27 protein-coding genes, 1 tRNA gene and 1 pseudogene are annotated in these 26,518 nt (G+C 56.2%); 14 read left to right on the top strand and 15 right to left on the bottom strand.

The window, feature by feature from the left end:
- Positions 1 to 94, top strand: a pseudogene (locus ACR0LH_RS00005) (FAD binding domain-containing protein); the annotation flags it as partial.
- Positions 95 to 135: 41 nt separating this feature from the next.
- On the opposite strand, the gene ACR0LH_RS00010 reads toward ACR0LH_RS00005, so the two are convergent.
- Positions 136 to 1,035, bottom strand: coding sequence for a MurR/RpiR family transcriptional regulator (locus ACR0LH_RS00010; protein WP_480719188.1), 900 nt, complete (start codon positions 1,033 to 1,035; stop codon positions 136 to 138).
- An 89-nt stretch (positions 1,036 to 1,124) separates the two neighbouring features.
- Here ACR0LH_RS00010 and ACR0LH_RS00015 point away from each other — a divergent pair, with 89 nt between their 5' ends.
- From ACR0LH_RS00015 to ACR0LH_RS00025, 3 genes are all read left to right on the top strand, one after another.
- Positions 1,125 to 1,904 carry a beta-keto acid cleavage family enzyme gene (locus ACR0LH_RS00015; RefSeq protein WP_480719189.1) on the top strand — a complete coding sequence of 260 codons (780 nt, stop codon included), beginning with the start codon at positions 1,125 to 1,127 and terminating at the stop codon, positions 1,902 to 1,904.
- On the top strand, positions 1,901 to 3,217 hold the full coding sequence (locus ACR0LH_RS00020) for an aspartate aminotransferase family protein (RefSeq protein WP_480719190.1): 1,317 nt from the start codon (positions 1,901 to 1,903) through the stop codon (positions 3,215 to 3,217). The genes ACR0LH_RS00015 and ACR0LH_RS00020 overlap by 4 nt, the downstream gene beginning before the upstream one ends.
- Positions 3,218 to 3,307: 90 nt before the next feature.
- Positions 3,308 to 3,682, top strand: a complete 375-nt coding sequence (locus tag ACR0LH_RS00025) for a hypothetical protein (RefSeq protein WP_170556728.1) — start codon at positions 3,308 to 3,310, stop codon at positions 3,680 to 3,682.
- Positions 3,683 to 3,724: 42 nt separating this feature from the next.
- On the opposite strand, the gene infC is transcribed toward ACR0LH_RS00025, so the two are convergent.
- The 7 genes from infC to cobA form a co-directional block, all read right to left on the bottom strand.
- Entirely contained in the window at positions 3,725 to 4,315 is a 591-nt protein-coding gene (infC, locus tag ACR0LH_RS00030) for a translation initiation factor IF-3 (RefSeq protein ID WP_480686337.1), read from the bottom strand.
- Positions 4,316 to 4,432: 117 nt separating this feature from the next.
- A complete protein-coding gene (locus ACR0LH_RS00035; protein WP_480719191.1) occupies positions 4,433 to 5,266 on the bottom strand; it encodes a ferredoxin--NADP reductase in 834 nt (277 codons plus the stop codon).
- A 109-nt stretch (positions 5,267 to 5,375) separates the two neighbouring features.
- Positions 5,376 to 5,783 carry a DUF934 domain-containing protein gene (locus tag ACR0LH_RS00040; RefSeq protein WP_480719192.1) on the bottom strand — a complete coding sequence of 136 codons (408 nt, stop codon included), beginning with the start codon at positions 5,781 to 5,783 and terminating at the stop codon, positions 5,376 to 5,378.
- On the bottom strand, positions 5,780 to 6,541 hold the full coding sequence (locus tag ACR0LH_RS00045; RefSeq protein ID WP_480719193.1) for a phosphoadenylyl-sulfate reductase: 762 nt from the start codon (positions 6,539 to 6,541) through the stop codon (positions 5,780 to 5,782). Before ACR0LH_RS00045 ends, ACR0LH_RS00040 begins: the two co-directional genes overlap by 4 nt.
- Entirely contained in the window at positions 6,531 to 8,195 is a 1,665-nt protein-coding gene (locus tag ACR0LH_RS00050; protein ID WP_480719194.1) for a nitrite/sulfite reductase, read from the bottom strand. Before ACR0LH_RS00050 ends, ACR0LH_RS00045 begins: the two co-directional genes overlap by 11 nt.
- 66 nt (positions 8,196 to 8,261) lie before the next feature.
- Positions 8,262 to 8,576, bottom strand: coding sequence for a DUF2849 domain-containing protein (locus ACR0LH_RS00055; protein WP_170388600.1), 315 nt, complete (start codon positions 8,574 to 8,576; stop codon positions 8,262 to 8,264).
- A complete protein-coding gene (gene cobA, locus ACR0LH_RS00060; protein WP_170697838.1) occupies positions 8,576 to 9,352 on the bottom strand; it encodes a uroporphyrinogen-III C-methyltransferase in 777 nt (258 codons plus the stop codon). The genes ACR0LH_RS00055 and cobA overlap by 1 nt, the downstream gene beginning before the upstream one ends.
- A 141-nt stretch (positions 9,353 to 9,493) precedes the next feature.
- Here cobA and ACR0LH_RS00065 point away from each other — a divergent pair, with 141 nt between their 5' ends.
- Complete coding sequence (locus ACR0LH_RS00065) at positions 9,494 to 9,973, top strand: Lrp/AsnC family transcriptional regulator (RefSeq protein WP_170388596.1); 480 nt, start codon at positions 9,494 to 9,496, stop codon at positions 9,971 to 9,973.
- A 5-nt stretch (positions 9,974 to 9,978) separates the two neighbouring features.
- Here the strand turns inward: ACR0LH_RS00065 and ACR0LH_RS00070 are convergent, their stop codons facing one another.
- Complete coding sequence (locus ACR0LH_RS00070; protein WP_480719901.1) at positions 9,979 to 11,160, bottom strand: cytochrome P450; 1,182 nt, start codon at positions 11,158 to 11,160, stop codon at positions 9,979 to 9,981.
- A 47-nt stretch (positions 11,161 to 11,207) separates the two neighbouring features.
- Here ACR0LH_RS00070 and ACR0LH_RS00075 point away from each other — a divergent pair, with 47 nt between their 5' ends.
- From ACR0LH_RS00075 to ACR0LH_RS00095, 5 genes are all read left to right on the top strand, one after another.
- A complete protein-coding gene (locus tag ACR0LH_RS00075; protein ID WP_480719195.1) occupies positions 11,208 to 12,947 on the top strand; it encodes a sensor histidine kinase in 1,740 nt (579 codons plus the stop codon).
- Positions 12,944 to 14,173 (top strand): sigma-54-dependent transcriptional regulator, encoded by a 1,230-nt coding sequence (locus ACR0LH_RS00080; protein ID WP_170804088.1) that lies wholly within the window; start codon positions 12,944 to 12,946, stop codon positions 14,171 to 14,173. Before ACR0LH_RS00075 ends, ACR0LH_RS00080 begins: the two co-directional genes overlap by 4 nt.
- Positions 14,174 to 14,542: 369 nt before the next feature.
- Positions 14,543 to 15,544 (top strand): DctP family TRAP transporter solute-binding subunit, encoded by a 1,002-nt coding sequence (locus ACR0LH_RS00085; RefSeq protein ID WP_170388590.1) that lies wholly within the window; start codon positions 14,543 to 14,545, stop codon positions 15,542 to 15,544.
- A 114-nt stretch (positions 15,545 to 15,658) separates the two neighbouring features.
- Entirely contained in the window at positions 15,659 to 16,336 is a 678-nt protein-coding gene (locus ACR0LH_RS00090; protein ID WP_480719196.1) for a TRAP transporter small permease, read from the top strand.
- Positions 16,336 to 17,712, top strand: a complete 1,377-nt coding sequence (locus ACR0LH_RS00095; protein ID WP_170388586.1) for a TRAP transporter large permease — start codon at positions 16,336 to 16,338, stop codon at positions 17,710 to 17,712. Before ACR0LH_RS00090 ends, ACR0LH_RS00095 begins: the two co-directional genes overlap by 1 nt.
- A 173-nt stretch (positions 17,713 to 17,885) precedes the next feature.
- Here ACR0LH_RS00095 and tpiA read toward each other — a convergent pair whose 3' ends face one another.
- Together tpiA and ACR0LH_RS00105 are read right to left on the bottom strand one after the other, a co-directional pair.
- A complete protein-coding gene (tpiA, locus tag ACR0LH_RS00100) occupies positions 17,886 to 18,635 on the bottom strand; it encodes a triose-phosphate isomerase (RefSeq protein WP_480719197.1) in 750 nt (249 codons plus the stop codon).
- A gap of 215 nt (positions 18,636 to 18,850) precedes the next feature.
- Positions 18,851 to 19,216, bottom strand: coding sequence for a HesB/IscA family protein (locus tag ACR0LH_RS00105; protein WP_480719198.1), 366 nt, complete (start codon positions 19,214 to 19,216; stop codon positions 18,851 to 18,853).
- 189 nt (positions 19,217 to 19,405) lie between these two features.
- Between ACR0LH_RS00105 and ACR0LH_RS00110 the strand changes: the two genes are divergently transcribed.
- Positions 19,406 to 19,741, top strand: a complete 336-nt coding sequence (locus ACR0LH_RS00110) for a hypothetical protein (RefSeq protein WP_480719199.1) — start codon at positions 19,406 to 19,408, stop codon at positions 19,739 to 19,741.
- A gap of 52 nt (positions 19,742 to 19,793) precedes the next feature.
- Here the strand turns inward: ACR0LH_RS00110 and ACR0LH_RS00115 are convergent, their stop codons facing one another.
- The 3 genes from ACR0LH_RS00115 to ACR0LH_RS00125 form a co-directional block, all read right to left on the bottom strand.
- Positions 19,794 to 20,156: an SUF system Fe-S cluster assembly protein gene (locus ACR0LH_RS00115; RefSeq protein ID WP_170388580.1), complete on the bottom strand. Its 363-nt coding sequence runs from the start codon at positions 20,154 to 20,156 to the stop codon at positions 19,794 to 19,796.
- A gap of 93 nt (positions 20,157 to 20,249) precedes the next feature.
- Positions 20,250 to 20,528 (bottom strand): NfeD family protein, encoded by a 279-nt coding sequence (locus tag ACR0LH_RS00120; protein ID WP_480719200.1) that lies wholly within the window; start codon positions 20,526 to 20,528, stop codon positions 20,250 to 20,252.
- Entirely contained in the window at positions 20,528 to 21,418 is an 891-nt protein-coding gene (locus ACR0LH_RS00125) for an SPFH domain-containing protein (RefSeq protein WP_170485523.1), read from the bottom strand. Before ACR0LH_RS00125 ends, ACR0LH_RS00120 begins: the two co-directional genes overlap by 1 nt.
- Positions 21,419 to 21,593: 175 nt before the next feature.
- On the opposite strand from ACR0LH_RS00125, the gene ACR0LH_RS00130 reads away from it, so the two are divergent.
- From ACR0LH_RS00130 to lon, 3 genes are all read left to right on the top strand, one after another.
- The gene (locus ACR0LH_RS00130; RefSeq protein ID WP_480719201.1) at positions 21,594 to 22,505 is read left to right on the top strand and encodes a nucleoside hydrolase; all 912 of its coding nucleotides are present in this window, start codon (positions 21,594 to 21,596) and stop codon (positions 22,503 to 22,505) included.
- A gap of 65 nt (positions 22,506 to 22,570) precedes the next feature.
- Positions 22,571 to 23,701, top strand: coding sequence for a tRNA guanosine(34) transglycosylase Tgt (tgt, locus tag ACR0LH_RS00135; RefSeq protein ID WP_480719202.1), 1,131 nt, complete (start codon positions 22,571 to 22,573; stop codon positions 23,699 to 23,701).
- A gap of 211 nt (positions 23,702 to 23,912) precedes the next feature.
- A complete protein-coding gene (lon, locus tag ACR0LH_RS00140; RefSeq protein ID WP_480719203.1) occupies positions 23,913 to 26,321 on the top strand; it encodes an endopeptidase La in 2,409 nt (802 codons plus the stop codon).
- A 101-nt stretch (positions 26,322 to 26,422) separates the two neighbouring features.
- Here the strand turns inward: lon and ACR0LH_RS00145 are convergent.
- A tRNA-Val gene (locus tag ACR0LH_RS00145) sits at positions 26,423 to 26,497 on the bottom strand.
- Between the last annotated feature and the right edge of the window lie 21 nt (positions 26,498 to 26,518).

A 26,518-nucleotide genomic window follows, 5' to 3' on the forward strand; every position in this document is an offset into this window, starting at 1 on the left:
CGCCAACATGATCGGCGACCTGCATGGCAGCAAGGACTACCGCGCGCACCTCGTCAGCGTCATGACAAAACGCGCAATCAACGCCTGCGCTTAAAGACACAACTCAAACCAAGGCCCATATAAGTTGGGCCTTGGTTAAGACCCTCGTATCCGCGGAGCTTTTGAAGGTCGCCAATATGCGCCGGTGTGTTCGCGGGCTTCCTGATAGCGTTTCGCGCGTTGCCGTGCATCGTCGCCTCCGGCGTCGTAGAGATGTGCCAAAATGCAGTCCAGAACAGCCATTGCGCCGGAAAAGTTGGTGAAATCGTGCAAAGATCGGGCGCTGATTTGAAAGGTTACGTCCGGATCGATGTTGGGCGCGATCACTTCACTGTCTGAGATCAGAATGATGCGCATACCTTTTTGTTTCGCGTAGCGCATCGATTGTATGGTGTCTGCTGAATACGGCAGAACCGTTATTGCAAAAAGACAATCCTGTGGATCGGCGTCAAGAAGGTCGTCGATCGCGGACCCCATATGCCTGGGCGCGAGCTGGATGCCTGGGTGAGCCATGCGGCCAGCATATGAGAAATAGTAGGACAGAGAGTAACTAGCCCGAGTTCCCGTGACGAAACATCTGCGTGATCGGGTGATATATTCAACGGCCTGTTGAACCTTATCCGGCTGCATCAGACGGAGTGAGCGCGCCACCACGTTCAGGGCGTTTTGTGCGTATTTTGACTGCGCCTGTTCCAGCGCGTCTCCGTCCTGCAAGCTGGTTAACCAATCATGACCGAGCTCGTCTTCTCGGTCAGTGACCAACGCTTGTCGAAACGGAGTTCTAAACGCCTCGAACCCATCGAAACCCATTCTTAGGGCCAGTCGAACCAAGGCATTCGAGCTTACGCCGATATTGGCTGCGGTTACGCGAATGGGGTCCAGACCAAAATCGCCAGGAAAGTCCAATATGTATTTTGCGGCGGCCTGAAGACTGGGCGGCATCGTGTCGATGTCCTGCCGCAGCTTGTTGGTCAGTTGCTTCAGAGTGTCATTCATAGAAGCAAAAAAACATATGTTCTCTTTTTTGGAAATTGAAAACTTCGAGTTGATAGGTAGAGAGGCAGCGAGATTTGAAGGCGGTTCCGATGAACAAACGTCATGTAAAAGGCCGAGAGTTTAAGGGGCAATACATTCTGGTCGCCCCGAATGGTGCGCGTCGTGGTCGGGAAGACCACGCGCAGCTTCCGGTTTCTACCGAACAGATTGTTGAGGCCGCGCAATCCTGTTTCAAAGCCGGCGCACATGGTATCCATTTGCATGTACGCGACAATTCAGGGCAACATTCCTTGGATGCGGGCAAGTATCTGGAAACAATCGCTGAACTGCGACAGACTGTGCCAGGGATGGATGTTCAGATTACGACTGAATCCGCCGGAGTTTTCGACGTAGCCGCTCAGCTTGATTGCCTTACGAAAGTTCAACCCTCATGGGCATCAATTGCAGTTCGAGAGATCGCGCGTTCGCCAGAGCTGGCCAATTCTGTCTACGCGGTATGTGCCGATCAGGGAACGGCGGTGCAGCACATATTGTACGATGCAGATGACGCCGCGCTGCTGTCGCACTGGCTGACGGAAGGGGTTGTGCAGCCCGAACAAACGGACCGCCTGTTGGTGCTGGGGCGTTATGCGGATGGTCAGCAATCCACTCCGACCGATCTTGATAATTTTCCGAGCCAGAATGGCAACTGGATGGTGTGCGCTTTCGGTCGGCAGGAGCACGCTTGCCTTCGTTTGGCTGCTCGACGTGGCGGGGATGTGCGTGTCGGATTTGAAAACAGCATGACAGATCAAAATGGAAACCCCTGGAGGGACAACGCCGCTTCAGTGTCGGCGCTTGTTGCAACTTTGCACGAGGAAGAACAATGAGCCACGTTTTCCCGAGACATACAAAGTCAAACCTACCTGTCGCCGTTGCTGGGGAAGGATGCTATTTGATTGATGATCAGGGGCGGCGCTATCTGGATTGCGGGGACGCTGCCGTGTCTTGTCTGGGGCACTCGAACCAGACCGTTATTCAGGCGGTTCAGGATCAAGTTGGCAAAATAGCTTTTGCACACACTGGGTTTATGACGTCCGAACCTGCCGAGGCACTAGCAGATTTACTGATCGAACATGTGCCCGGCGACCTTGACCGCGTGTATTTCGTCTCGGGAGGGTCCGAGGCAACGGAGGCCGCGATCAAATTGGCGCGTCAGTATTTCCTCGAGATCGGTGAACCGGAACGACGTCATGTGATTGCGCGCCGGCAGAGCTATCACGGCAATACGCTGGGCGCTCTTTCCGCTGGTGGCAATGCGTGGCGGCGTGCGCAATTTGCTCCGATGTTGATTGAGATGAGCCATATTTCTCCGTGCTATGAATACGCGGAAAAGCCGGAAGGCGAGAGTAGTTTTGACTACGGCCAACGCGTTGCAAACGAGCTGGAGGCTGAGATTCTGCGGTTGGGGCCGGACTCTGTTATGGCCTTCATGGCTGAACCTGTTGTCGGCGCAACTTTGGGTGCGGTTCCGGCGGTTGATGGATATTTCAGACGTATTCGCGAGATTTGCGACAAATACGGTGTGCTGCTGATACTGGACGAGGTGATGTGCGGCATGGGGAGAACAGGCCATTTGTTCGCCTGTGATCATGACCGCGTCGCCCCGGATATTTTGTGCATCGCCAAAGGGCTGGGCGCGGGGTACCAACCGATCGGTGCCATGCTTTGCACCAGCAGAATATATGACGCCATCCGGGATGGTTCAGGCTTTTTCCAACACGGTCACACCTATATAGGGCATCCTGTTGCGACAGCCGCCGCGCTTGCGGTCGTCCAAGAGTTGATCCGGCATGACCTTCCGGCTCGTACCGTGGCAATGGGCGAGACGCTGCAAGATGCGCTACAGGCCGAATTTAGTCAGAACCCGTTTGTCGGCGATATCCGGGGCCGAGGTTTGTTCCGTGGATTGGAGCTGGTTTCCAACCGGGCTGAGAAAACGCCGTTTGAGCCTTCGCTGGGGATCGCGGCGAAAATAAAGAAGTCTGCGTTGGCAGAGGGGCTAATCTGCTATCCAATGTCCGGGACGCGGGATGGTAGATTGGGGGACCACATTCTTTTGGCACCTCCGTTTGTTATTCAAGAGGCCCAAATCGGCGAAATGGTCACAAAGTTGAGCAAAGCGATAGCCGCAGTCGTTTAACGTGTTTGTGAACTGACTAATCCTGTGCAATCAATAAAGTAGTTGATTAATATGATTGCGATTGGGTGAGTGATGATCCGCGATATTTGGATGAGTTTTAGGAATTTACCGCTTTGGGTCCAGATTTGGATGGTGTTCGTTCTAATTCCGGTAAATTTGGCGCCGCTCGCATTTGTTGATCAACCACAGGGCGCATTGATCGCCGCTTTGTCGGTGACTGGCATGGCGCTGAATATTCCGATCATTCGAGCTGCGCGCGGGATGACAAAAGCGATGGCGTTGCCCCATCTCATATGCTGGGTTCCATTGGTCGCCATCATCATAATGTTGCTGACCGATGGCACGGTGCTGTCGCCAGAATACGCGCGTTTCTTGCTGTTGTTGTTGGTGGTTGACCTGATTTCCCTGGCCTTTGACCTGAACGACTCGATCGTCTGGCTACGAGAGCGGCAGGCGGAACAATAAAGCCCCCTGAAAGGGGGCTTTGGATCGCAACGGTGTGTTGGTTTATTTCTGTGGAAGAGGACCGATCATCATGATCATCTGACGGCCTTCCATCTTGGGCATGTTCTCGACCTTGCCCAATTCCTTGATGTCCTCGGCCACACGTTCCAGCAGCTCACGCCCCAGATTCTGGTGCGCCATTTCACGGCCACGGAAGCGCAGGGTAACTTTGACTTTGTCGCCCTTTTCCAGAAACTTGAAGACGTTCTTCATCTTGACGTCATAGTCATGCGTGTCGGTGTTTGGCCGGAACTTGACCTCTTTCACCTCGATGACTTTTTGCTTCTTGCGCGCTTCGCTTTCGCGTTTCTGCTGTTCGTACTTGAACTTGCCAAAATCCATGATCTTGCAGACCGGAGGGTTCGCGTTCGGCGAAATCTCAACCAGGTCGAGGCCGGCATCGGCGGCAAGTTGCATGGCTTTAGCGGGATGAACCACCCCGACGTTTTCTCCATCAGCACCAATCAGGCGAATTTCGGGGGCACGGATCTTTTCATTGACGCGCGGGCCAGTTTCTCGTTGCGGCGGCGCGTTGTGAGGTCTGCGGGCTATGGGTTCATTCCTTTGATGATTGCAGAATTTCGAGCCCGAAATTTAGACTGCCACGCGCCCTGATTCAAGCGCCAACAGCGCTGAAACGATTGAAATTCACAGGATTCACGGCAGGTTTGTGTGCCGGTCACAGTCTGGACAGTGACCGGCGCGGTCTGATTAGCCAACAAAGGCTTTTTCGATCACAAATTCCTTGGGCTCGGAGTTTGCGCCTTCGCGCAGCCCGAATTCTTCAAGGATTTCCTTGATATCAAGGTTGAAGGCCAGCGAGCCGCACACCATCGCACGGTCGGTTTCTGGTTTGATGCCGCCTTCGATGCCAAGATCCGCGAACACGGTTCCGTCTTTCAACAGATTGGTGATGCGGCCCATCTTGGGGCTCTCCTCCCGAGTCGTGGTCGGGTAATAGCGAATCTTGTCGGCAAAACCTTCGCCCATCAGCTCTGCCAGCATCTCATCCTGTCGGATGCTTTCGATCAGTTGGCGGCCATATTCCAGCTCGGCCACTTCGCGGCAGGTGTGGGTGATGATGACTTCGTCATAGTCCTCATAGGTCTGCGGTTCGCGCAGCAACGAGGCGAAAGGTGCAAAGCCGGTGCCGGTTGCAAAGAACCACAGGCGTTTGCCGGGCAGCAGGGCGTCATGGACCAGCGTGCCAACAGGCTTGGGGCGCAGGATGATCTGATCGCCCGGCTTGATGTGTTGTAGTTTCGAGGTCAGAGGACCGTCCTGCACCTTGATCGAGTAGAACTCCAGTTCTTCATCCCATGACGGCGAAGCGATCGAATAGGCGCGCAGCAGCGGTTTGCCGTTGTCACCCAACAATCCGATCATCACGAACTCGCCCGAGCGGAACCGCAGCGAGGCGGGGCGCGACACCTTGAAAGAGAACAGGCTATCGGTCCAGTGTTTGACGTCAGTTACAGTCTGGGCGTCCGGCAGAACGGGGGCCTTTACGGCGGTTGCTTCGGTCACGGGCTTCATCTCTGTCATCGTTTCACTGCCGGCTGGGTAAACCGACATCTCCGTTTAATCTTTGATCCAAGTCAGGAAAAGGGGGCAGTTGCCCCCACGTCCTGTCACAAGCGTCCATTTGGCGAAATCAACCGCGCAGTCGGGCCTGATAGTTGTTTTCGTGCCAGTCACAGCGAGCCAGCCACTGATCTTCGGGCTGACGGTTGGCAAGGGTTTGGTCGATCTCGACTTCGTCAAAACCACTGCGGCGCGCCATTGCGTACTGGTCAGCCAAAATATGGCCCTTGGCACGCAAACGCCCTGCATAGCCTTTTAAACGCAGTGTCCGCGCGATAGTGAACCCGCGACCGTCCGCAAAGGAAGGAAAGTCAATCCGCACCATCTTGGCGCCGCCGAGCCGCTCAGCCAGCTCGTCCGGGTCCGCGTCGGAAGGTACGTCCAGCGCGACTACGTCATTGGCTGTGTCTTCAAGCGCGACAAAGCCATCGGTCCAGTCATCGGGGGCGAACCCCTCATCTGTTACGATTACATTCATGTTTTCTCTCCGGCGCGCACCATCTTGCCATCGACAAAATGGATGCCGCATTCTTCCTTGTGCTGGTCGCGCCAACGTCCGGCGCGGGGGTCTTCGCCCTCTTTGACCGGCGAGGTGCAGGGCGCACAGCCGATCGAAGGGTATCCTTTGGCCACCAGCGGATGCCGGGGCAGGTTGTTTTCATCCATATAGGCGCGCACGTCCTCGGGCGCCCAATGCGCCAGCGGGTTCACCTTGATCCGGCCAGTACCATCCTCGACCTCAAAGAAGTCGAGCGCCGCTCGGGTGCCAGCCTGAAACCGCTTGCGCCCGGTGATCCAGCCGCAATAGCCGGACAGGGCTTGTTGCAGCGGAAACGTTTTGCGCAGGTTGCAGCACGCATCCGTGTCCCGCAGGCGCAGCGCGCCGTAGGGATCATCGCGCTGAACATCGTCTTCATCCGCGCGAATGATTTTCACGTTCTTCAGACCCAGCCGTTCGCTTACCTCTTGCTGGTATTCCAGCGTTTCGGTGAACAACATCTGGGTGTCGATGAACAGCACCGGGGTCATCTTGTCGACCACCGCCGCCATGTGCAGCAACACAACCGACTCTGCCCCAAAGCTGGAGACTAGGGCAAGGTCGTCAATTTCTTCTATGGCACCGTGCATCACGTCATGTGCGCTGTGGTGCCGGAACCGGGCGTTCAGCGCTTCGACCTTTTCGGTCAGTTCGCTGCGGTCTTTGCCCAGTTCCGTCTGGATTAGATCAAGCGGCATTCGCCTGAGCCTCGGGGTAAAGAGCTGCCTTGAACGGAGCCATGCCCACACGACGGTAGGTTTGCAGGATTTCCTCCTCGGCGCTCTCACGCTGTTCCAGATAAGTGTTCACGATCCGCTCGACGGCCGGAACGATCTCATCATAGGCAAAGCCCGGACCAGTACGGTCGCCAATAGCGGCCGTCTCGGTGCCGTCGCCACCCAGCGTGATCTGGTAGTTCTCAACGCCTGCGCGATCCAGACCCAGAATGCCGATGTGCCCAACGTGGTGATGCCCACAGGCGTTGATGCAGCCCGAGATTTTGATCTTCAGGTGGCCGATATCATGCTCGAGCTTCAGGTCGTCGAAACGGGTCGCGATTTCCTGAGCAACCGGGATCGAACGCGCCGTGGCCAGCGCACAGTAGTCCATGCCGGGGCAGGCGATGATATCGCTGATCAGGCCGATATTGGCTGTGGCCAGATCGTATTCTTTCAGCTTCGCGTGGATCGCAGGCAGGTCGGACTTGTGGACATGCGGCAGGATCACGTTCTGCTCGTGACTGATGCGCAGCTCGTCATAGGCGAACTCTTCGGCCAGATCGGCCATCACGCGCATCTGTTCTGCGGTCGCATCACCCGGCGTCGCGCCGTGCTTTTTGATCGAGATCGTGACGATCGCGTGGTCCGCGTTCTTGTGCGGCGCAATGTTTGTATCGACCCACGAACGGAAAACCGGATCATTGGTGTAGGCACTTTCAAACGACGCAACCGAGGCTTCGCGGAAGGCCGGGGCCGCAAAGTGGCCCTTGATCTCTTCCAGCAGGTCCATGTCGGCACCCTTGAACTGCGGGCGAACCTGCAGGAAACGCTCATTAACTTTGGCGCGAATGGTGTCGATGCCATTTTCGTGCACGGTGATCTTGATGCGCGCTTTGTACTTGTTGTCACGGCGGCCGATCTGGTTCCAGACGGACACGGTGGCCTCAAGATACGCCAGCAGATCGTCGAAGGCGACGAATTCAGAAAGCTCTTTGCCGATCATCGGTGTGCGGCCCAGGCCGCCGCCCACGATGACGCGCGCGCCCAGAACGCCTTCACGTTCAACCAGTTGCAGGCCGATATCGTGCGCTTTGATCACGGCGCGGTCATTTTCGCTGCCGGTGATGGCGATCTTGAACTTGCGCGGCATGAACTGGAATTCCGGGTGGTCGGTCGACCACTGGCGCAGCAGTTCCGCATAGGGGCGCGGGTCGGCGATCTCATCGGCCGCGGCACCGGCGAAATGGTCGGTGGTCACGTTGCGGATCGTGTTGCCCGAGGTTTGAATGGCGTGCATGCCAACTTCGCCCAGCGCGTCCAGCATATCCGGCACGTCTTTCAGCTTTGGCCAGTTGTACTGGATGTTCTGACGGGTGGTGAAATGGCCGTAGCCTTTGTCCCACTTCTCGGCAAGCAGAGCCAGTTGGCGCATCTGCGCACTGGAGAGCGTGCCATAAGGGATAGCGACCCGCAGCATATAGGCGTGCAGCTGCAGATACAGGCCGTTCATCAGGCGAAGGGGTTTGAACTCATCCTCGGTCAATGAGCCGTCGATACGACGCTCAACCTGAGCGCGGAACTGTTTGTTGCGTTCTGCCAAAAATGCTGTGTCGAACTCGGAGTAGCGATACATGATTAGCTGTCCTTAGTTGCAGCCCCGAAACCTGGGGGCCTTGAAGGGGAGAGAGAGGGCCTGTGCTCAGGTCCGGGGCTGCGGGGAAGTTTCCTGTTTGCCGTGGGCATAGTTGGACGGGCCAGTCCGACGGAAATCTTCCCGAAAATGAGAGGGTTCAGGACCGTTTTCGCCTGCAACCGCATCCGCAAGATATGCGCCAACGATCTTGTTGGCCTGACGTTCGGCGTCCAAAAGGCGAACCTGTGCATGCGCTTCGTCAGTTATCAGCTCAGCGTCCGCCAGTTCACGCGACCAGCGATCATCTTCGGTGAGGTAGATGACATCGCCTTCCAGCAGGTCATTGGCGGTCACCACTTTGGGGGTAAAAGCGCGGGCCATCAGGCGTGCTCCTTCTTGAATTCGGTCAGGGCGTCGACCGACTTGCGCGGTTCGAGGCCATAAAAAGTGAGGGTTGGGCCGTCCATATTGGCGGCCGTCAGGTCTTTTGTTAGTTGATCCAGCGTCGACGCCAGAATGCGTTGGTCCGGGCGCGAGGCGTTCTCGATCAAGGTCACAGGGGTGGCACGGTCCGCGCCGTGCATGATCAGGCGACCTTGAATGAAACGCGCGGATTTTTTGCCCATGTAGATCGCGGCAACGGAACCGGGACGCGCCAGTGCGCTCCAGTCGTGATCAGCGAAACCTTTCATGTCGTGGCCTGTCAAAAATCGCACAGACGAATTCCGACCGCGCCGCGTCAGGCTTTGGCCGATTCCGGCGACGGCAGCAGAGGCCGCGGTGATGCCAGGAACAATGCGCCACGCAATCCCGGCTGCTTCCAGCGCTTCGATTTCTTCGTCCAGGCGACCAAATACGGTAGGGTCGCCAGACTTCAGGCGAACGACGCGCTGGCCTTTCAGGGCATGGTCGACCAGAAGCGCGTCTATGTCTTCTTGCTTCCAAGACGGGCCGAACCCTGCCTTGCCAACATCGACAAGCGTTGCCTTCTTACCAGCCAGATTCAAGACATCGGCGCTGATCAGACGGTCATGCAGCACAACGTCCGCGCGCTCAAAAGCTTTCAGCGCCTTGAGCGTCAGCAATTCCGGGTCGCCCGGACCGGCGCCGACAAAGTCGACGTGACCTGCGCCATCATGTGATTGCCTAGACTGCATGTTCAGTTCCGCGTGGTTTGACTTGGAGGGCAATATAGGAAATATTCCCGGTAATGCGCCATATGTGCGCATAAATAAGAACATACGTTCCGTGGCTGGCCCCAAACGGGACGCGGGTTTTAAATCGAAGGAAAAATTGGAATGTCAGTGCGGATTGACGATACGGATCGGAAAATTCTAGTAGAGCTTCAGCGCGATGCCAGTCAATCTCTGGACGAAATTGCGGCCCGGGTCGGCAGTTCCAAAACGCCGGTCTGGAATCGAATCCGCAAGCTTAAAGGGGCAGGTGTCATTGGTCAGCAGACCGTTTTGCTGGACGCCGAGGCGCTAGGATTCGAGGCTACATTCTTCGTTCTTATTCGCACCTCTGAACATGAGGCCGACTGGCAACGCAGGTTCCTCAAAGCACTGCGGGATCGCCCAGAGGTGCAAGAGGCGCACAGGTTGGCCGGCGACATCGACTATATATTGAAAGTCCGGGTTAAAAACGCCCGTGCGTATGACGAGTTCTACCAGACACTGATCTCTGAGGTGCGTGTTCACAACGTCACGGCGTTGCTGTCGATGGAGGAAATCAAGTCCACCACGATGCTACCGTTGAATGCGTTGATTGAGGGTTGAGTTCCTCACGCCTCGACCATCAGACCGGTCAGCCCGTGAAAATGGTAGCTGTTTGAATATTCTGGCGGTGCGCTGAGGTGCAGGGTTGGGCAGCGTTCAAACAAGGTCGATAAAGCGATGCGCATCTCCAGTCGCGCAAGAGGAGCACCCACGCAGAAATGCAAGCCTCCGCCGAAGCTGGAATTGGTGACGATCGGACGGTTTGGGTTGAACGTGTTTGGATCTGTCCAAACCAGTGGATCTCGATTGGCAGCGCCTAGCAGCAGCGCCACCTCATCCCCGCGTTTGAAACGGTGCCCGAAAACCTCAACCTCCTCATAGGCGTAGCGGGTAAACATATGCAGAGGAGGATCAAAACGCAGGATTTCCTCGACCGTTTTGTCGATTGTGTCCGGGGAAAAAGCGTTTTTGCTAACACCTTGTTGCAGAACTGTTTTGACCCCGTTGCCCAGCGAATGAACAGTGGCCTCATGCCCGGCGTTCAACAGCAGGATGCACGTCGCCACTAACTCATCCCGCGAAAGTTTTTCACCGTCTTCCTCGGCGGCGATAAGGCGCGTTATCAGGTCATCGCGCGGATCGTCGCGGCGAAGCTCGATATATGAGGTCAGGAACTCAGTGAACTCCTGCGACGCAGCCGCTGCGTCGTCTTCGGTTTGGCGGGTTCTTCCGGCCTGATACATGGCCACCATTTTATGAGACCAGCGCAACAGGTTGGGCGACTCGACTTCAGGGACACCAAGCAGCCGACAGATCGTGATAACCGGTATCTGTGTGCAAAATGCGTCCAGCAAATCAAATGACGAGGTGGGAAACCTGTCTATCAGAGAGTTGCTGAGGTCATGGATTGTTGCCTCAAGCGAGGATACCGCACGCGACGTAAAAGCACGCATTACCAAGGCGCGCAGTCTTGTGTGGCGTGGTGGCTCGGCCTCAAGTAGCGAATGTCGCTCAACGGCCAACCAAGGCGCAAGGTGGTTTGGGCCGTGTGTTTTGATCTCGGCCGGGACCTCGCGACCAAAACGACGATCTTTCAAAAGAGATTGCACAGCGGCGTGCGAAACAGCGGCAGGCATTTTGTAGTCATCCCAAAAGACCATATCTCCGTGTGCTCTGGCCCTGTCATAAAAAGGGTAGGGGTTTTGAACAAACCCCGGCTCGACTGGCGATTGGAACAACGTCTTCATGCCCAGCACACTTGCCATGCGGCCCGTCGGATGCAAGACCCTATGGCATGCAAAGGGTTTGGATCGTTCTGGGATTTCTGTTTGCTGTCGCACTCTTGTCGACTGGCGTGTGGTCTTACGGCTATCGGCAGGCTCTTTCGCAACTTAGTGAAAAGGCCGAAGCGGACCTGGAACTTGCATCCGATCGATTGAGCACGCAACTGCAGGTCTATCAGGAATTGGCTGTGCTAATGACGGGCCACCCACACCTGCGTAACCTGCAAAGTTCAGATGACCCTTCACGGGCGCGCGCGCTTTTGTTGGAAGTCGCAGACAAGACGGCAGCAGTGGACGTATTGTATGCCGATCCAACGGGTCGCGTGCTTGCTGCTGCTCATGATGTGGTTGGCGGTAGTGTCGCCGGGCAACCAGCGTTCGAGCGCGCAATGCAGGGTGCTTTGGGAAGCGAGCATGGAATTTTGCGCGATCAGGGTGATCGCTTCTTTTCCTACGCCGCCCCGGATTTTGCGCCCGACGGTACGGTCTCTGGCGCGCTTGTCGTCATTGCGGATGTTGAGGACATCGAACAGGAATGGAGAGGCAGTACCGAAGCCGTGTTCTTTGTGGATCGCGATGGGGACGTGTTTATTTCAAACCGGACCGACCTGCTGTTCTGGAAACGCGATGCCGGTCAGTCGGGGCTTACGCCGCCAAACGGTGAAACTTTCACCTTTGCGGCGCATCAGGTCGGCCCCTTTGAGGTGTGGGACTTGGGGTGGGGGCCGTATTTGCCGTCTCGCGCCCTGCATCTAAGCCGCGATCTGCCCGTTATCGGGATGACCGGAGAGGTCGTGATGGATATCGCTCCGGCCCGCCGTCTGGCGGGTTTGCAGGCGGCGACCGTGGCAGCGATTTGCCTGGCCTTCGGTGCCCTGCTTTTTCTGGCAACCGAGCGCAGACGCACGCTGGCTCAGGCCAATGCAGTCTTGGAAAGCCGCGTGGCGCAAAGAACCCATGCACTGACAGCGGCCAACACTGCGTTGCGCCGCGAGGTGTACGAAAGACAAGAAGCAGAATCGGCACTCAAGCACGCGCAGGAAGAACTTATTCAGGCCGGTAAGCTCAGTGCGTTGGGGCAAATGTCGGCTGGTATCAGCCACGAATTGAACCAGCCATTGATGGCGATTCAACAATTTGCAGATAACGGGGCCGCGTTTCTGTCGCGAGGGTGCGAGGAACGGGCTGCTGAAAACCTGACCCGTATTTCCGATATGGCGGCTCGAATGGCTCGGATCATCAAGAATCTTCGGGCTTTTGCGCGAAACGAAAGTGAGCCAATGGGCAAGGTCAATCTGGTGCAGGTCATCAATACCGCAGTGGAACTGACCGAAGCGCGGTTGCGTGCTGAACAGGTCGAGATGGATTGGGTCTCACCAGCCGAACCCGTCTTTGCGTGGGGTGGTGAAGTTCGGCTGGTGCAGGTGTTCGTAAATCTCATCAATAATGCCGCCGACGCCATGAGCCATCAGGACGAACGGCTTGTGCGCATTCGTATTCGCATGGGGACTGGCTCTAAACTGTCTGTTACTGTTCGAGACATTGGCCCCGGTATAGAAAACTCGGAAAAGCTGTTCGAGCCGTTTTATACGACCAAAACCGTAGGGTCATCCGAAGGCATGGGACTGGGGCTTTCGATTTCATATGGTCTGGTTCAGAGTTTTGGTGGAAACATTAGTGGCTCAAATACCGAGAGGGGCGCGGTGTTTACTGTTGAACTTGAGCATTTCAGGGAAAAAGAAGTGATATGACCCGAAAGGTTTTGCTGGTCGATGATGATGCCGCCGTGCGTGAGGCACTGGCGCAGACGCTTGAACTGGCGGACTACGCGCCCGTGACCGCAGGATCATTCGTTGCCGCCAAGGATCATATCCGCGCCGATTTTCCGGGCGTTATTGTTTCAGATATCCGTATGCCCGGTCGAGACGGGTTTCACCTGCTAACATATGCCCATGAGGTTGATCCCGATCTTCCCGTCATTCTTCTGACCGGAGAGGGCGATATTCCAATGGCGGTTCAGGCGATGGGGAAAGGAGCGTTCGATTTCCTGGAAAAACCATGTGCGGCTGCCGAATTGTTGGACGTGCTCGGCCGCGCGATGGGCGCACGGTCGCAGATTCTCGAACAGCGTGCGGTAAAGCGAGAGCTTGAGCGCGGTGATCCGGCGGCGCGTTTACTTTTCGGTCATTCCAAGCAGGCCGAGGCGTTGCGGAACCGCGTGCGCACCGTCGGCCCGACCAACGCCGAAGTGCTTGTGACTGGACCCGCTGGTAGCGGAATCGCCAAGGTTGCTGAGGTCATTCACATGATGTCGCCTCAGGTGCAGGGCGCATTTGTGAAACGGCCCGCCTCGGGGCTGACAACAGAAGATTTGGCGCGCGCCTGTGAAGACGCTGCTGGAGGATCACTGTTTCTGGACGAAATCGGAACGATGCCTGAAGCGACTCAATATGCTGCGCTTGAGATGATTGAACAGGGGGTCGGCGCGAGAATACTGGCGGGAACAACGGCTGATTTGGCTGGCTTGTCAGCGGAAGGCCAGTTCCACGCCGATCTTTTCTATAGATTGGATGTGATGCGGGTCAGAATTCCGTCGCTTGCGGAGCGTCCCGAAGATATTCCGGTGATTTTTCGACATTATGTAGGGCAGGCTGCAGAACAGGCGGGGATCGCCGCGCCGGAAGTCACCTCCGAGCACTTGGCTTCGCTTATGGCCAGCGATTGGCCGGGAAATGCGCGTTCTCTCATGTCGGCTGCTATGCGCTTTGTCCTTGGTATGCCAGAAGAAGTAACACGCGCCACTGATTTGGGTTTGAGTGAACAAATGGCGCAAGTAGAGCGTTCTTTGCTTATCGCTGCATTGGGTCGGCACAATGGAAAGGCCGCAGACGCAGCCAAGGCTTTAAAGCTGCCGCGTAAGACATTTTACGACAAACTCGCACGCTACCAGATTCGGCCCGAGGACTATCGGAGGTAACTTGAAGCTCCCGTCCCCTTTCCCTGCATAGTCATGCAGTTAAAGACGTTGGGCGTGGCAGTCCCCTTGGGGGGACTGCGGTTGGCACTTGGTCAAAACCAATTGATTCCTTCCGGTTGATTCGCAAGTTGTGCGGAAACTCGCACAAAGCTGAATAAACCTGTGCGAAATTTCGCACATGAAAATGTGCGCACGGATGGTATCAGGGTGCGTACATCCGTTAGTGTCTGTAATAAAACAATAAATCCGAGCGACTTTGGCCTTTGAACAAAAAGTTGAGCAGTGAGTGACGATTCGGTTCACTCGCCGCCATGCGACGCCAACTGTGCGTCCTTTGAAGTATCAAGGAAGTCTGGGAGGAAGATACAGATGAAATTCCTGACAACGGCTGCAACCGCTGTTGCACTGACCGTGACCGCGACCGCTGGTATGGCGGCCTGCGACGACGGTGAAATCGTAGTAAAGTTCGCCCATGTGACGAACACGGACAAACACCCGAAGGGCATCGCGGCCTCGCTGCTGGAACAGCGCGTCAATGACGAGATGAACGGCGTCATGTGCATGGAGGTCTATCCGAACTCGACCCTCTATAACGACGACAAGGTGCTAGAGGCGATGTTGCAGGGCGACGTGCAACTGGCCGCCCCGTCATTGTCGAAATTCGAGAAATTCACCAAGCAGTTCCGCCTGTTTGACCTGCCGTTCATGTTCAAGAACATCGATGCGGTCGATGCGTTCCAAGCGTCCGCTGACGGTCAGGCCATGAAAGACAGCATGCAGCGCCGCGGCCTGCAGGGGCTTGCGTTCTGGCACAATGGCATGAAGCAGATGTCGGCCAATAAACCGCTGGAAAGCCCGGCAGATGCCGATGGCCTGAAGTTCCGCGTGCAGTCCTCGGACGTGCTGGTGGCGCAGATGGAAGCCATTGGTGGCAGCCCGCAGAAAATGGCGTTCTCGGAAGTCTATGGCGCGCTGCAGCAGGGTGTTGTGGACGGGCAGGAAAACACCTGGTCCAACATCTACGGCAAGAAGTTCTTTGAGGTGCAGGACGGCATCACCGAGACCAATCACGGCATCATCGACTATCTGGTCGTGACCTCGGTTGACTGGTTGGACAGCCTCGAGCCGGAAGTGCGTGAACAGTTCCTGACCATTCTGGACGAAGTGACCGCGACCCGGAACAAGGAAGCCTTTGCTGTGAACGAAGCGGCCAAAGCCTCGATCACCGACGCGGGCGGCATCATTCGTGAGCTGAACCCCGAACAGCGTCAGGCATGGGTCGATGCGATGAAACCCGTCTGGGACAAGTTCGCCGACGACGTGGGTCAGGACAAGATCGACGCAGCACAGGCGATCAACGCCGGGTTTTAAACCTCGGTTCAGGCCACGCGTCGGGGGACTGGGGAGTTATCGACGCGTGGCCCGGGCGGGCCTTAATGTGCCCGCCCCAATATTACTCATCACAAAAAATGTGGGGACAGAAAGATGTCTGGTGCGAATCCCGGCCAAGGCGGGCTGATCGACCATATCGAGGAAACCCTGATCGCAGTGTTGCTGGGCCTGATGACGGCCGTGACCTTTGCCAATGTGATCGCGCGGTTTGCCTTTAATTCCAATATCCTGTGGGCGCTTGAACTGACGGTGTTCATGTTCGGCTGGCTTGTTCTTCTGGGCGCATCCTATGCGGTCAAAAAGCACGCGCACCTGGGCGTGGACGCGATCCTGAACATGCTGGCCCCTGCGCCGCGTCGTATTCTGGCGCTGATCTCGGTGGCGTGTTGTCTGGTCTTCTCGCTGCTGTTGCTGAAGGGATCATATGACTATTGGGCCGTGTTTGCTGACCTGCCGCCCACCTCGGGCCGCTGGTTCCCGACCGGGTTCGACACAAGCGCGCGCAGTCAGAGCTTCTACGAGGTTGACGATATCCCGATGATCGCACCTCTGCGCTTTCTGGAAGACCTGATCAACTATGGCGAGGGCTACGAGAAGCTGCCCAAGGTCGTACCCTATCTGGTGCTGCCTGTGTCGATGCTGCTGCTGGTGATCCGGTTCTCGCAGGTCGCACTACAAATCTGGCGCGGTGAAACTGACCGCCTTGTCGCCAGCCACGAAGTCGAGGACGAGATCGAAGAAGTCCGCGCACAACAAGGGGTGCATGACTAATGGACGTCGTTCTTCTTTTCTCTATGGTCATCGGCCTGCTGCTGATCGGGGTTCCGATTGCGGTGGCGCTTGGCCTCAGCTCGACACTGTTCCTGCTGATCTATTCCGACAGTTCGTTGGCCTCGGTCGCGGGTACGCTGTTCGAGGCGTTCGAGGGGCACTTTACCCTGCTGGCGATCCCATTCTTCATTCTGGCGTCGTCCTTCATGACGACGGGCGGGGTGGCACGTCGGATCATTCGGTTCTCGATTGCCTGTGTGGGGCACTTGCCCGGCGGTCTGGCGATTGCGGGTGTGTTCGCCTGTATGCTGTTCGCCGCGTTGTCGGGGTCTTCCCCTGCAACCGTGGTTGCTATCGGTTCCATCGTGATCGCGGGCATGCGTCAGGTGGGGTATTCCAAGGAATTCGCCGCTGGTGTGATCTGTAACGCCGGTACGCTGGGCATCCTGATCCCACCGTCCATTGTGATGGTGGTGTATGCCGCCGCCGTCGAGGTCTCGGTCGGGCGCATGTTCCTTGCTGGTGTTATTCCAGGCCTGATGGCCGGTCTGATGCTTATGATCACCATCTATGTCATGGCCAAGGTCAAGAACCTGCCCAAGGGCGAGTGGAAAGGTTGGGGCGAGATCTTCACCTCGGCGCGTGAGGCCGGGTGGGGCCTGTTCCTGATCGTGATCATTCTGGGCGGCATCTATGGCGGTATCTTCACCCCGACCGAGGCCGCTGCTGTGGCCGCCGTCTATGCCTTCCTGATCGCCAGCTTTGTTTACAAAGATATGGGACCGCTCAGTACGGAAGAAGGCCAACCGAACCTGCCGCTGATCAAGAAGCCCTATGCACTGGTCACAGCCTTCATCCATCCCGACACCAAGCACACGCTGTTTGAGGCTGGGAAACTGACCGTCACGCTTCTGTTCGTGATCGCAAACGCGCTGATCCTGAAACATGTGCTGACGGACGAGCAGGTGCCGCAACACATCGCCAGCGCCATGCTGTCGGCGGGCCTTGGTCCGGTGACGTTCCTGATTGTGGTGAACGTGATCCTGCTGATCGGTGGTCAGTTCATGGAGCCCTCGGGCCTGTTGGTCATCGTCGCACCTTTGGTGTTCCCGATCGCCATCGAGCTGGGCATCGACCCGATCCATCTGGGCATCATCATGGTGGTCAATATGGAGATCGGGATGATCACACCGCCGGTCGGGTTGAACCTGTTCGTGACGTCCGGTGTCGCTGGCATGCCGATGATGGGCGTGGTCCGCGCAGCCCTGCCGTTCCTTGCGGTTCTGTTCGTCTTCCTGATCATGGTGACGTACATACCGTGGATATCGACCTTCCTGCCCAACACATTTATGGGACCGGAGATCATAACGAACTAGCCGAACTCAACGTGAAAGCCGGACCGCAGCGGTCCGGCTTTTTCTTTTCTGACCCGACTTGATACCTGATTTTCAGGCGTCGGTTCCCCACAATCTCGCGAATTGTTGGATTTCCAAGTCTTTCTAGGACGTCAGGAATCTGTCTGGGAAGTTTCTAAAAAGCTGTCCTGATCTTAGACCGACTGCAAGGCGTCGATAATACCGCCAAAGTCTTGAGCTTTAAGGCTGGCCCCTCCGACCAGAGCACCATCCACATTGGAGACACCAAAAATCTCCTTGGCGTTGCTCGGCTTGACTGACCCGCCGTACAGCAACCGGACCGAGCGTCCAACGCCTTCACCGAAGCGACGCTCTAGCCCGGCGCGCATGAAGTCATGGACCTCACCGATTTCATTTAGCGTTGGCACTTTCCCAGTGCCAATCGCCCAGATCGGTTCGTAGGCCACGATAAGGTTTTCGCCAGTTGATTGATCCGGGATCGAACCGGACATTTGACCGCCGATAATATCAAGCGTGTTGGCCGCCTCGCGCTGTTCAAGGCTTTCCCCGACGCAGATAATCACCTTCAGCCCCGCATCCATTGCGACCCGCGCTTTGGAACGTACATCTTCGTTCTGCTCACCATGATCCACGCGCCGCTCTGAATGACCAAGAATGACGGCGGTGGCACCTGCGTCTACCAGCATCTCGGCGCTGACATCACCGGTATGCGCACCCGAAGTCGCGGCATGACAATCCTGTCCACCAATCAGGATTTCCGATCCGTTGACGGAACCTGCCGCGCGGTGCAGCAATGTGGACGGGGGGCAGATCAGAACGTCGACTGTAGGGGCAGGGTGCGTAGAAGACAAAACCTCAAGCTCGCCCAGCGCTGCCGAGGTTCCATTCATCTTCCAGTTTCCTGCCGCCAGTTTGCGCCGCATAGCACGTTCCCCCAAATTAAATCGTTGTTTGAACATCGGATAGCACCGCCAGCGCACCCTGACAATTCCGGTTACGGAAGGTTTGGCAAATCCAAAGCTAAGGGTGCACGATAGGGCGCAAAACTGCCCGCGAAAACAGCTTGCGTCAGTAGGCGTTCGAGTGAATGACTAACCCGCTTCGCGAGCGATCATTCCGGAAATTCCAATGTGGAGGACTACCGCTCGGCCGAGATCGTTTCGTCGAACTTGATCGACTCACCGCAACCGCAGGCATCGACAACATTCGGATTGCGGAACTTGAAACCGGATTCAAGTAAAGCGACTTCGTAGTCAATTTCGGTTCCAAACAGGAACATCTGCGCCATTGGTGCGATCATGACCCGTGCGCCGTCTTGCTCGACAATCTCATCGTTGCTGTCGGCTTGGTCAACATAGTCCATTGTGTATTCCATACCGGCACAACCACCTTTCTTGACGCCAATGCGCAAGCCAGCGTGCCCGCCTGATTCCATCAGGCGCACGATCTGCGCAGCAGCTTTTGGCGTTATGGTCACGGCTTGTTTGCCGGGAATACCGAACATCGTGATCTCCGTCTTTCAACGATGTGTCTAATCTAGTGGTGAGTCGTACCAGTCTCAAGACATAGCAGTCATGCTTACCTAACTTTTCCAGTTGGTACGGCAATTCTCGATGTCTGCTGTTGCTTTGCTCAGGGTGTTGGATTTAGCCTCAACAAAGTTTTGAGGAAGAATTTCAGAGGGCGAAGCAACATGAAAAATCCCAGTAAAACAGGTCAAAAGAAGTACCTTGCCTTAACTGTGATTGCCGCAACGTTTGCGGTCTGCGATGCGTCCGTCGCCGACGAAACGGCGCGTCACCCTGTGAATTGCGCCACCGCTGAAGGTGATCTCAGAGCGATCGCCGCTGAAAGAAAACACGCCGAAGATCAACAAGTGGAAAGCGCCATAGCCATTACGCCCGCCGGGGCGCTTTTGGGGCTGGTTACAGGCACAGAGAAAAAGAGGCTGACAATGCTGTCAGGCGACTACGTCAAACAGTTGGACCAGCGTGCGGACGAGATTAAGGCGACTTGCAATACGCAGTAGGCAGCCCGACGCGTAGCGCGTCAGCCGCTGCTAATAACCGTCGGTCATCTGGTTACATGAAGCCAAGTTCCAGACGCGCTTCGTCGGACATCATTTCCATGCCCCAGGGTGGTTCCCATGTCAGTTCGACGTCGACTTCTTTTACGCCTGCAACCGGCTCAATGGCCTCAACAATCCACCCAGGCATGTCACCGGCAACAGGACAGCCCGGAGCGGTCAGTGTCATGATCACTTTCACCGCGTTTTCCGTGGTGATGTCGATCGTGTAAATCAGCCCCAAGTCATAGATGTTCACTGGAATTTCAGGGTCATAGACCGTCCGGCATGCCTCGACCACTGCTTCGTACAGGGGATGCTCGATGGTTGAAGGCGCAATCAATGGGGTGCCTTCAAACTGTTCACTCGGATGAGTCATGTGTGCCTCGGGTCTGTTTCCTGATAATTTATATAGGGAAAGCCAAGGGCAGCGTCCAGTAGTGCCGTAGCGCCCAAACGGGCGCCACGATTGTCAGTCGTTGATGTCGTGGTTGAAGGTCTTCACTTGTCCGTGGGGCAGGGCGAACAAACGCCGCAAAATCAGCCAAGCCACCAGGGACAATACTGCAAAGATTAACAACAGGATGGGAAGCGAAGGCGAGATCCCAGGAATTGCCAGCAAAATCCCGGTTATCGCCGCCCCGATCGCAAATCCAAGAAAGATGAAACCCGGCAGGACAATCTCGAGGATTCCAAGGGCGAGCGCTCCGGCAAGCCACATCCACCATGTCATCCAAAACGGGTCGGCCATTACCGGCCTCCTTTCAGCATCTTGAAGGCGTCACCAAAGGCATCCATGGCATTGGCAGGAACAACGATGGTCTGTGAACCGGTGCCATTCCCCAAGGCATTCAGGGCTTCGACCTGTTTCAAGGCTACCTGATATTGCGCAGCTTCTATTCCGTTGTCCTGAATGGCCTTGGCCACCACGCCGGTAGCATAAGCCTCGGCCTCGGCCTGGATGCGACGTGCCTTGGCGGATTGCTCGGCCGCATAAAGCTCTGCGTCGGCCTGCAGCTCAACTGAACGTTTCTGGCCCTCGGCTTCGGTCACCTGAGCACGACGTGCGCGTTCGGCGTTTAGCTGCTGCAGCATCGCATCACGAGTCGCCTGATCTAGGTTGACGTCCAGAATCTCGGCACGGGTCACTTCAATTCCCCAATCATCCACGGCGGTTTCGACGCTTTCCTGAATTCGCGTGATCAGTTGTGCTCGGTTCGACTGCACCTCATCAAGGTCCATCTTACCAATTTCTGCACGCACGATACCAGCAACCGTCGTCGCAATCGCGCCGTCTACGTCCCGGATACGGTAAACCGTCTTTTCGGGTTCCAGAATGCGATAAAAGACCGAGGTGTCGATCTGCACCAACACGTTGTCCTTGGTGATCGCGTCTTGGGTCGCGTTGGGAAGCTGGCGTTCAAGAATGGATATCTTATGACGCGCAACATCCAGTAAAGGAACGATAAAGTTGATTCCCGGTCCTAAGACAGAGTGCAGTCGTCCGAACCTTTCGACCACGTATTTCTCGGATTGAGGCACGATCTTTATGCCTTTGAAGATGATGACAACTATTAGAACTGCGGCGAGCAGGTAAATGATGTTTGACGAAATTAATCCGATAATCTGGTCTTCGGCCATATCTGTCCTCTATTATTGTGTACGATAGTATACATTTGGGGATTGAATCGCACATTTTCAACTCTGGTATGAAGCGAACGGCGTTTCTTGCAAATCTTTGACGACCGGGATGCGGGGGAGAATTTTCCATATGTGGCCGCTTTGCATCCTGCCGTGAGTGCGCTATCGGGCAGGGATGAAGCTGATTATTGACACAGACCCCGGCATAGACGACGCGATGGCTATTGCCTACGCCGCAGCCGCGCCCGAGATCGAACTTGTCGGTCTAACGACAGTATTCGGTAATACTCATGTCCATCAATCCAGTCGCAACGCTCGGTTTTTGCTGCATAAACTTGGGTTGAACGCACCTGTCGCAGAGGGTGCGCCCTGTGCGCTAGGCGCTGACAGTCATACTCCATCAGAACATGTGCATGGCCAGGAAGGGTTTGGCGATTTAACCGAAATTCCCCAGATTGGGGCAAATCACGCGTCAACCGCCGCTGAGTTTTTGGTTGAAATGGCGCGCGCGCATCAGGGTGAGCTGGTGGTCTGTGCTGTTGGGCCATTGACGAATATCGCCGCGGCAATGCGGCTTGATCCGGGATTCAGGCACAATATCAAGCAACTCGTCATCATGGGCGGTGCTGTTTACTGCCCCGGCAACATCACAGAGCACGCCGAAGCCAACATCTATCACGATGCCATTGCTGCGGATGAAGTTTTCGCGTCGCCGCCTGAAACCGTTGTCGTTGGTTTGGATGTAACGCTAAAGACATTGTACGCGAGCGCAGATTTCGAGGATTTGGCGCAGCGCTCTCGGGACATGGGATCGTTCCTGCGCGATATCTCGAAATTCTATCTGCGGTTCTACCGAGACGTCGGAGGGCTAGAAGGGTGCGGCCTGCACGATTCCACTGCTGTCATCGCGTGTACTCATGCACCGATGTTCGAGATGGTCGAAACCGGATTGCAAGTGGCCGTGGACGGAGCGGAACTGGGAAAAACCAGCCCGGCCAAAGACCGACCAGCCGTTCGTGTTTGCCACAATGTTGACGGGTCTGGTGTTGTTAGGTTGTTTACCGAAAGGGTTGCGTCCTTGCCCTGACGGGTTGCAAACGCGCGGCAGATCGGGCAAATGCTGCCCGGTTCAGCGACCCCGAGGGCGAAGTCATGACCCAGCGATTTTCATTCAAACTTTCGGCCACCGACGGCAAGGCCAGAACCGGCGTGATCAATACACCTCGGGGAGAGGTGCGAACACCCGCTTTCATGCCTGTTGGCACTGCGGCGACCGTTAAGGCAATGATGCCGGAAAGCGTGCGAGCGACCGGTGCCGACATTTTGCTGGGCAATACCTATCACCTGATGCTGCGACCGACTGCCGAGCGTATCGACCGCTTGGGTGGGCTGCACAAGTTCATGAATTGGGAGCGTCCCATTCTGACGGATTCGGGTGGGTTTCAGGTCATGTCGCTAGCCGGCCTTCGCAAGCTGACTGAAAAGGGTGTGACCTTCAAATCTCATATCGATGGGTCCAGGCACGAACTGACACCTGAACGGTCGATGGAAATTCAGCGGTTGCTGGGCTCCGACATTGTCATGTGTTTCGATGAATGCCCGGCATTGCCTGCTGACCGTGATCGAATAGCGGAGTCGATGCGCCTGTCGATGCGTTGGGCCGAACGGTCGCGCGAAGCGTTTGGCGATCGTCCGGGCCATGCCTTGTTCGGCATCCAGCAAGGGGGGCTGGAACAGGACTTTCGCGAGGAATCGGCGGAAGCGTTGAAAGAAATCGGCTTTGAGGGCTATGCGGTTGGTGGATTGGCTGTTGGCGAGGGCCAAGAGGCCATGTTCGACGTTCTGGATTTTGCCCCTGACATGCTGCCCGTTGATAAGCCTCGGTATCTGATGGGTGTCGGAAAGCCCGACGATATCGTGGGCGCCGTCGCACGTGGAATCGATATGATGGACTGTGTCCTTCCCTCTCGGTCCGGGCGCACGGGGCAGGTGTTCACGCGCTATGGCGTTGTAAACATTAAGAATGCACGTCACGCAGACGATCCGCGCCCGTTGGACGAGAAATGCACGTGCCCGGCCTGCTCAAACTATTCCCGGGCATATCTGCACCACGTGTTCCGGTCGAATGAGATGATTTCCGGGATGCTTCTGACCTGGCATAACCTCCATTATTTTCAGGAAATCATGCAGGGGATGCGCGACGCTATCGCGGCGGGAACGTTTCAGGCGTGGCAGTCCGAATTCCACGCGCAGCGCGCGCAGGGGGATATTGAGCCGATTTAATGACGCGGAGCCACCTTCATGTGGTAAAATCCGTGGATATATTGGCACGACGCCTTGCAGTCCGAAAAACCTCGGGTCATTCTGATTGAGACAAATGACGGTGAGGTTGAAAACGGGCGGTGAAGCCCCACCTTAATCGTCCAAACAGGAGACGGTCGGGCGTTGCCTCGATGAGGGACCGGTGCCGTCTTGCCAATGATAAGGATTGAGCATGCAAGAGCCTCTGAATTCCTCGTACCCCGTACTTCCGCTGCGCGACATCGTTGTGTTCCCACACATGATCGTGCCGCTGTTTGTGGGTCGGGAAAAATCCGTCCGCGCGCTGGAAGAAGTGATGCAGGACGACAAGCAGATTCTGCTGTCCAGCCAGATTGACCCCAGCGATGATGATCCTTCGGAAGACGGCATCTACCGCTCTGGTGTTTTGGCGAATGTTCTGCAACTGCTGAAACTGCCTGACGGCACTGTAAAAGTGCTGGTCGAAGGGCAGGCGCGTGTTCAGATCAACGAATTCCTTACAAATGATGAGTTCTTTGAAGCGCGCGCGGAATACCTGACCGAAATTCCCGGTGACGTGACCACAACCGAAGCGTTGTTGCGCACCGTTGCAGATGAATTCGAGCGTTACGCCAAAGTGCGCAAGAATATCCCCGAAGAAGCCCTGACCGCGGTTGGTGAGACGGCCGAGCCAGCGAAGCTGGCAGACCTTGTGTCTGGTCACTTGGGCATTGAGGTTGAACAGAAGCAAGAACTGCTGGAAACCCTCAGCGTCAGTGAGCGGCTTGAGAAAGTCTATGGCCTGATGCAGGGCGAGATGTCGGTTCTGCAGGTCGAGAAAAAGATCAAGACCCGCGTGAAATCTCAGATGGAGAAGACCCAGCGCGAGTACTACCTGAATGAGCAAATGAAGGCCATTCAGAAGGAACTGGGCGATGGTGAGGATGGCAGTAACGAAGTTGCTGAACTAGAAGCCAAAATCGCTGAGACCAAGCTGTCGAAAGAGGCGCGCGAAAAGGCCGAGGGTGAGCTGAAGAAGCTCAAGAACATGTCGCCCATGTCGGCTGAGGCCACAGTCGTGCGCAACTATCTGGACTGGATTCTGTCGCTGCCGTGGGGCACCAAATCCCGCGTCAAAAAGGATCTGGGCCGTGCGCAGGATATTCTGGATGCCGATCACTATGGGCTTGAGAAGGTCAAAGAGCGGATCGTCGAGTATCTGGCGGTTCAGCAGCGGTCGAAAAAGCTGAAAGGCCCGATCCTGTGTCTTGTTGGCCCTCCGGGTGTGGGTAAGACCAGCTTGGGTAAGTCGGTCGCCAAAGCAACGGGACGCGAGTTCATTCGCATCTCGCTGGGCGGCGTGCGCGACGAGTCCGAAATTCGCGGCCACCGCCGGACTTACATCGGGTCGATGCCCGGTAAGATCATTCAAGCGCTGAAAAAGGCGAAAACCACGAACCCGCTTATCCTGCTCGATGAGATCGACAAGATGGGGCAGGATTTCCGTGGTGACCCGGCCTCGGCAATGCTCGAGGTGCTAGACCCGGAACAGAACAGCACGTTCATGGACCACTACCTTGAGGTCGAATATGACCTGTCCAACGTGATGTTCCTGACCACGTCGAACAGCTACAACATGCCCGGGCCTCTGCTGGACCGGATGGAGATCATTCCGCTGGCCGGCTATACCGAAGAAGAAAAGTCCGAAATCGCCAAGCAGCACCTGATCAGCAAGCAGGTCAAGAACCACGGCCTCAAGGCCAAGGAGTTTGAACTGACCGATGAGGCGCTTCAGTCGATCATCCGCACCTATACCCGCGAGGCGGGCGTGCGGAATCTTGAGCGTGAGATCGCCAAAGTCGCGCGGAAATCGCTGACCAAGATCATCAAGAAAGAGGCCGCTTCCGTCACGGTGACGCCCGATAATCTGGATGACTTCCTTGGCGTGCCCAAGTTCCGTTACGGTCTGGCTGAACAGGACGATCAGGTAGGTGTCGTGACCGGTCTGGCCTGGACGTCGGTTGGTGGCGATCTGCTGCATATCGAGGCGCTGAAACTGCCGGGCAAAGGTCGTATGAAGACCACCGGTAAGTTGGGCGACGTGATGAAGGAATCGATTGACGCCGCTTCGTCCTACGTCCGTTCGATTTCTCCTCAGATCGGGGTGAAGCCGCCGAAGTTCGATACGCTCGACATCCACGTGCACGTGCCGGACGGCGCGACGCCCAAGGATGGTCCGTCGGCTGGTTTGGCAATGGTGACGTCGATCGTGTCTGTGCTGACCGGCATTCCTGTGCGCAAAGACATCGCCATGACGGGCGAAGTGTCGTTGCGCGGTAACGCCATGCCGATCGGGGGTTTGAAGGAAAAGCTGTTGGCGGCCCTGCGCGGTGGCATCAAGACGGTCCTGATCCCTGAGGAAAATGAGAAAGACTTGGCGGATATCCCGGACAATGTGAAAGAGGGGCTGGAAATCATTCCCGTAACCCACGTGTCCGAAGTTCTGAAACAAGCGCTGGTGCGCAAGCCCGAGCCGATCGAATGGGACGAAGCTGCAGAAGAAGCAGCGGCTGCAGCGGCCAAGTCGACGGATAGTTCCGGGGCGCCTGCAACGACGCACTAAGCTTTGATCTTAATGGATTGGGCGGGGTTTCGACCTCGCCCTTTTTCTTTTCTCAGGGCAACAACGCCAATGGTTTAAACGTGATCCTGAAAAAGGGAAGGTGGTGGGTGATAAGAGATTTGAACTCCTGACATCTTCGATGTGAACGAAGCGCTCTACCACTGAGCTAATCACCCGTAGGGCGGCGTCTTACAGCG

It is taken from the genome of Ruegeria sp. CL6, assembly GCF_056536465.1.

Excerpts from the sequence above, each read along its gene's own strand:
- ACR0LH_RS00010 (WP_480719188.1), bottom strand. The coding sequence starts at position 1,035 with ATGAATGACACTCTGAAGCAACTGACCAACAAGCTGCGGCAGGACATC.
- ACR0LH_RS00020 (WP_480719190.1), top strand. The coding sequence starts at position 1,901 with ATGAGCCACGTTTTCCCGAGACATACAAAGTCAAACCTACCTGTCGCC.
- tpiA (WP_480719197.1), bottom strand. The coding sequence starts at position 18,635 with ATGCGGCGCAAACTGGCGGCAGGAAACTGGAAGATGAATGGAACCTCG.
- ACR0LH_RS00115 (WP_170388580.1), bottom strand. The coding sequence starts at position 20,156 with ATGACTCATCCGAGTGAACAGTTTGAAGGCACCCCATTGATTGCGCCT.
- ACR0LH_RS00110 (WP_480719199.1), top strand. The coding sequence starts at position 19,406 with ATGAAAAATCCCAGTAAAACAGGTCAAAAGAAGTACCTTGCCTTAACT.
- ACR0LH_RS00075 (WP_480719195.1), top strand. The coding sequence starts at position 11,208 with ATGCAAAGGGTTTGGATCGTTCTGGGATTTCTGTTTGCTGTCGCACTC.
- ACR0LH_RS00130 (WP_480719201.1), top strand. The coding sequence starts at position 21,594 with ATGAAGCTGATTATTGACACAGACCCCGGCATAGACGACGCGATGGCT.
- ACR0LH_RS00035 (WP_480719191.1), bottom strand. The coding sequence starts at position 5,266 with ATGACAGAGATGAAGCCCGTGACCGAAGCAACCGCCGTAAAGGCCCCC.
- ACR0LH_RS00085 (WP_170388590.1), top strand. The coding sequence starts at position 14,543 with ATGAAATTCCTGACAACGGCTGCAACCGCTGTTGCACTGACCGTGACC.
- lon (WP_480719203.1), top strand. The coding sequence starts at position 23,913 with ATGCAAGAGCCTCTGAATTCCTCGTACCCCGTACTTCCGCTGCGCGAC.
- ACR0LH_RS00120 (WP_480719200.1), bottom strand. The coding sequence starts at position 20,528 with ATGGCCGACCCGTTTTGGATGACATGGTGGATGTGGCTTGCCGGAGCG.
- cobA (WP_170697838.1), bottom strand. The coding sequence starts at position 9,352 with ATGCAGTCTAGGCAATCACATGATGGCGCAGGTCACGTCGACTTTGTC.
- ACR0LH_RS00065 (WP_170388596.1), top strand. The coding sequence starts at position 9,494 with ATGTCAGTGCGGATTGACGATACGGATCGGAAAATTCTAGTAGAGCTT.
- ACR0LH_RS00105 (WP_480719198.1), bottom strand. The coding sequence starts at position 19,216 with ATGTTCGGTATTCCCGGCAAACAAGCCGTGACCATAACGCCAAAAGCT.
- ACR0LH_RS00125 (WP_170485523.1), bottom strand. The coding sequence starts at position 21,418 with ATGGCCGAAGACCAGATTATCGGATTAATTTCGTCAAACATCATTTAC.
- ACR0LH_RS00025 (WP_170556728.1), top strand. The coding sequence starts at position 3,308 with ATGAGTTTTAGGAATTTACCGCTTTGGGTCCAGATTTGGATGGTGTTC.
- ACR0LH_RS00095 (WP_170388586.1), top strand. The coding sequence starts at position 16,336 with ATGGACGTCGTTCTTCTTTTCTCTATGGTCATCGGCCTGCTGCTGATC.
- ACR0LH_RS00090 (WP_480719196.1), top strand. The coding sequence starts at position 15,659 with ATGTCTGGTGCGAATCCCGGCCAAGGCGGGCTGATCGACCATATCGAG.
- ACR0LH_RS00055 (WP_170388600.1), bottom strand. The coding sequence starts at position 8,576 with ATGGCCCGCGCTTTTACCCCCAAAGTGGTGACCGCCAATGACCTGCTG.
- tgt (WP_480719202.1), top strand. The coding sequence starts at position 22,571 with ATGACCCAGCGATTTTCATTCAAACTTTCGGCCACCGACGGCAAGGCC.
- ACR0LH_RS00080 (WP_170804088.1), top strand. The coding sequence starts at position 12,944 with ATGACCCGAAAGGTTTTGCTGGTCGATGATGATGCCGCCGTGCGTGAG.
- ACR0LH_RS00045 (WP_480719193.1), bottom strand. The coding sequence starts at position 6,541 with ATGCCGCTTGATCTAATCCAGACGGAACTGGGCAAAGACCGCAGCGAA.
- ACR0LH_RS00015 (WP_480719189.1), top strand. The coding sequence starts at position 1,125 with ATGAACAAACGTCATGTAAAAGGCCGAGAGTTTAAGGGGCAATACATT.
- ACR0LH_RS00040 (WP_480719192.1), bottom strand. The coding sequence starts at position 5,783 with ATGAATGTAATCGTAACAGATGAGGGGTTCGCCCCCGATGACTGGACC.
- ACR0LH_RS00070 (WP_480719901.1), bottom strand. The coding sequence starts at position 11,160 with ATGAAGACGTTGTTCCAATCGCCAGTCGAGCCGGGGTTTGTTCAAAAC.
- ACR0LH_RS00050 (WP_480719194.1), bottom strand. The coding sequence starts at position 8,195 with ATGTATCGCTACTCCGAGTTCGACACAGCATTTTTGGCAGAACGCAAC.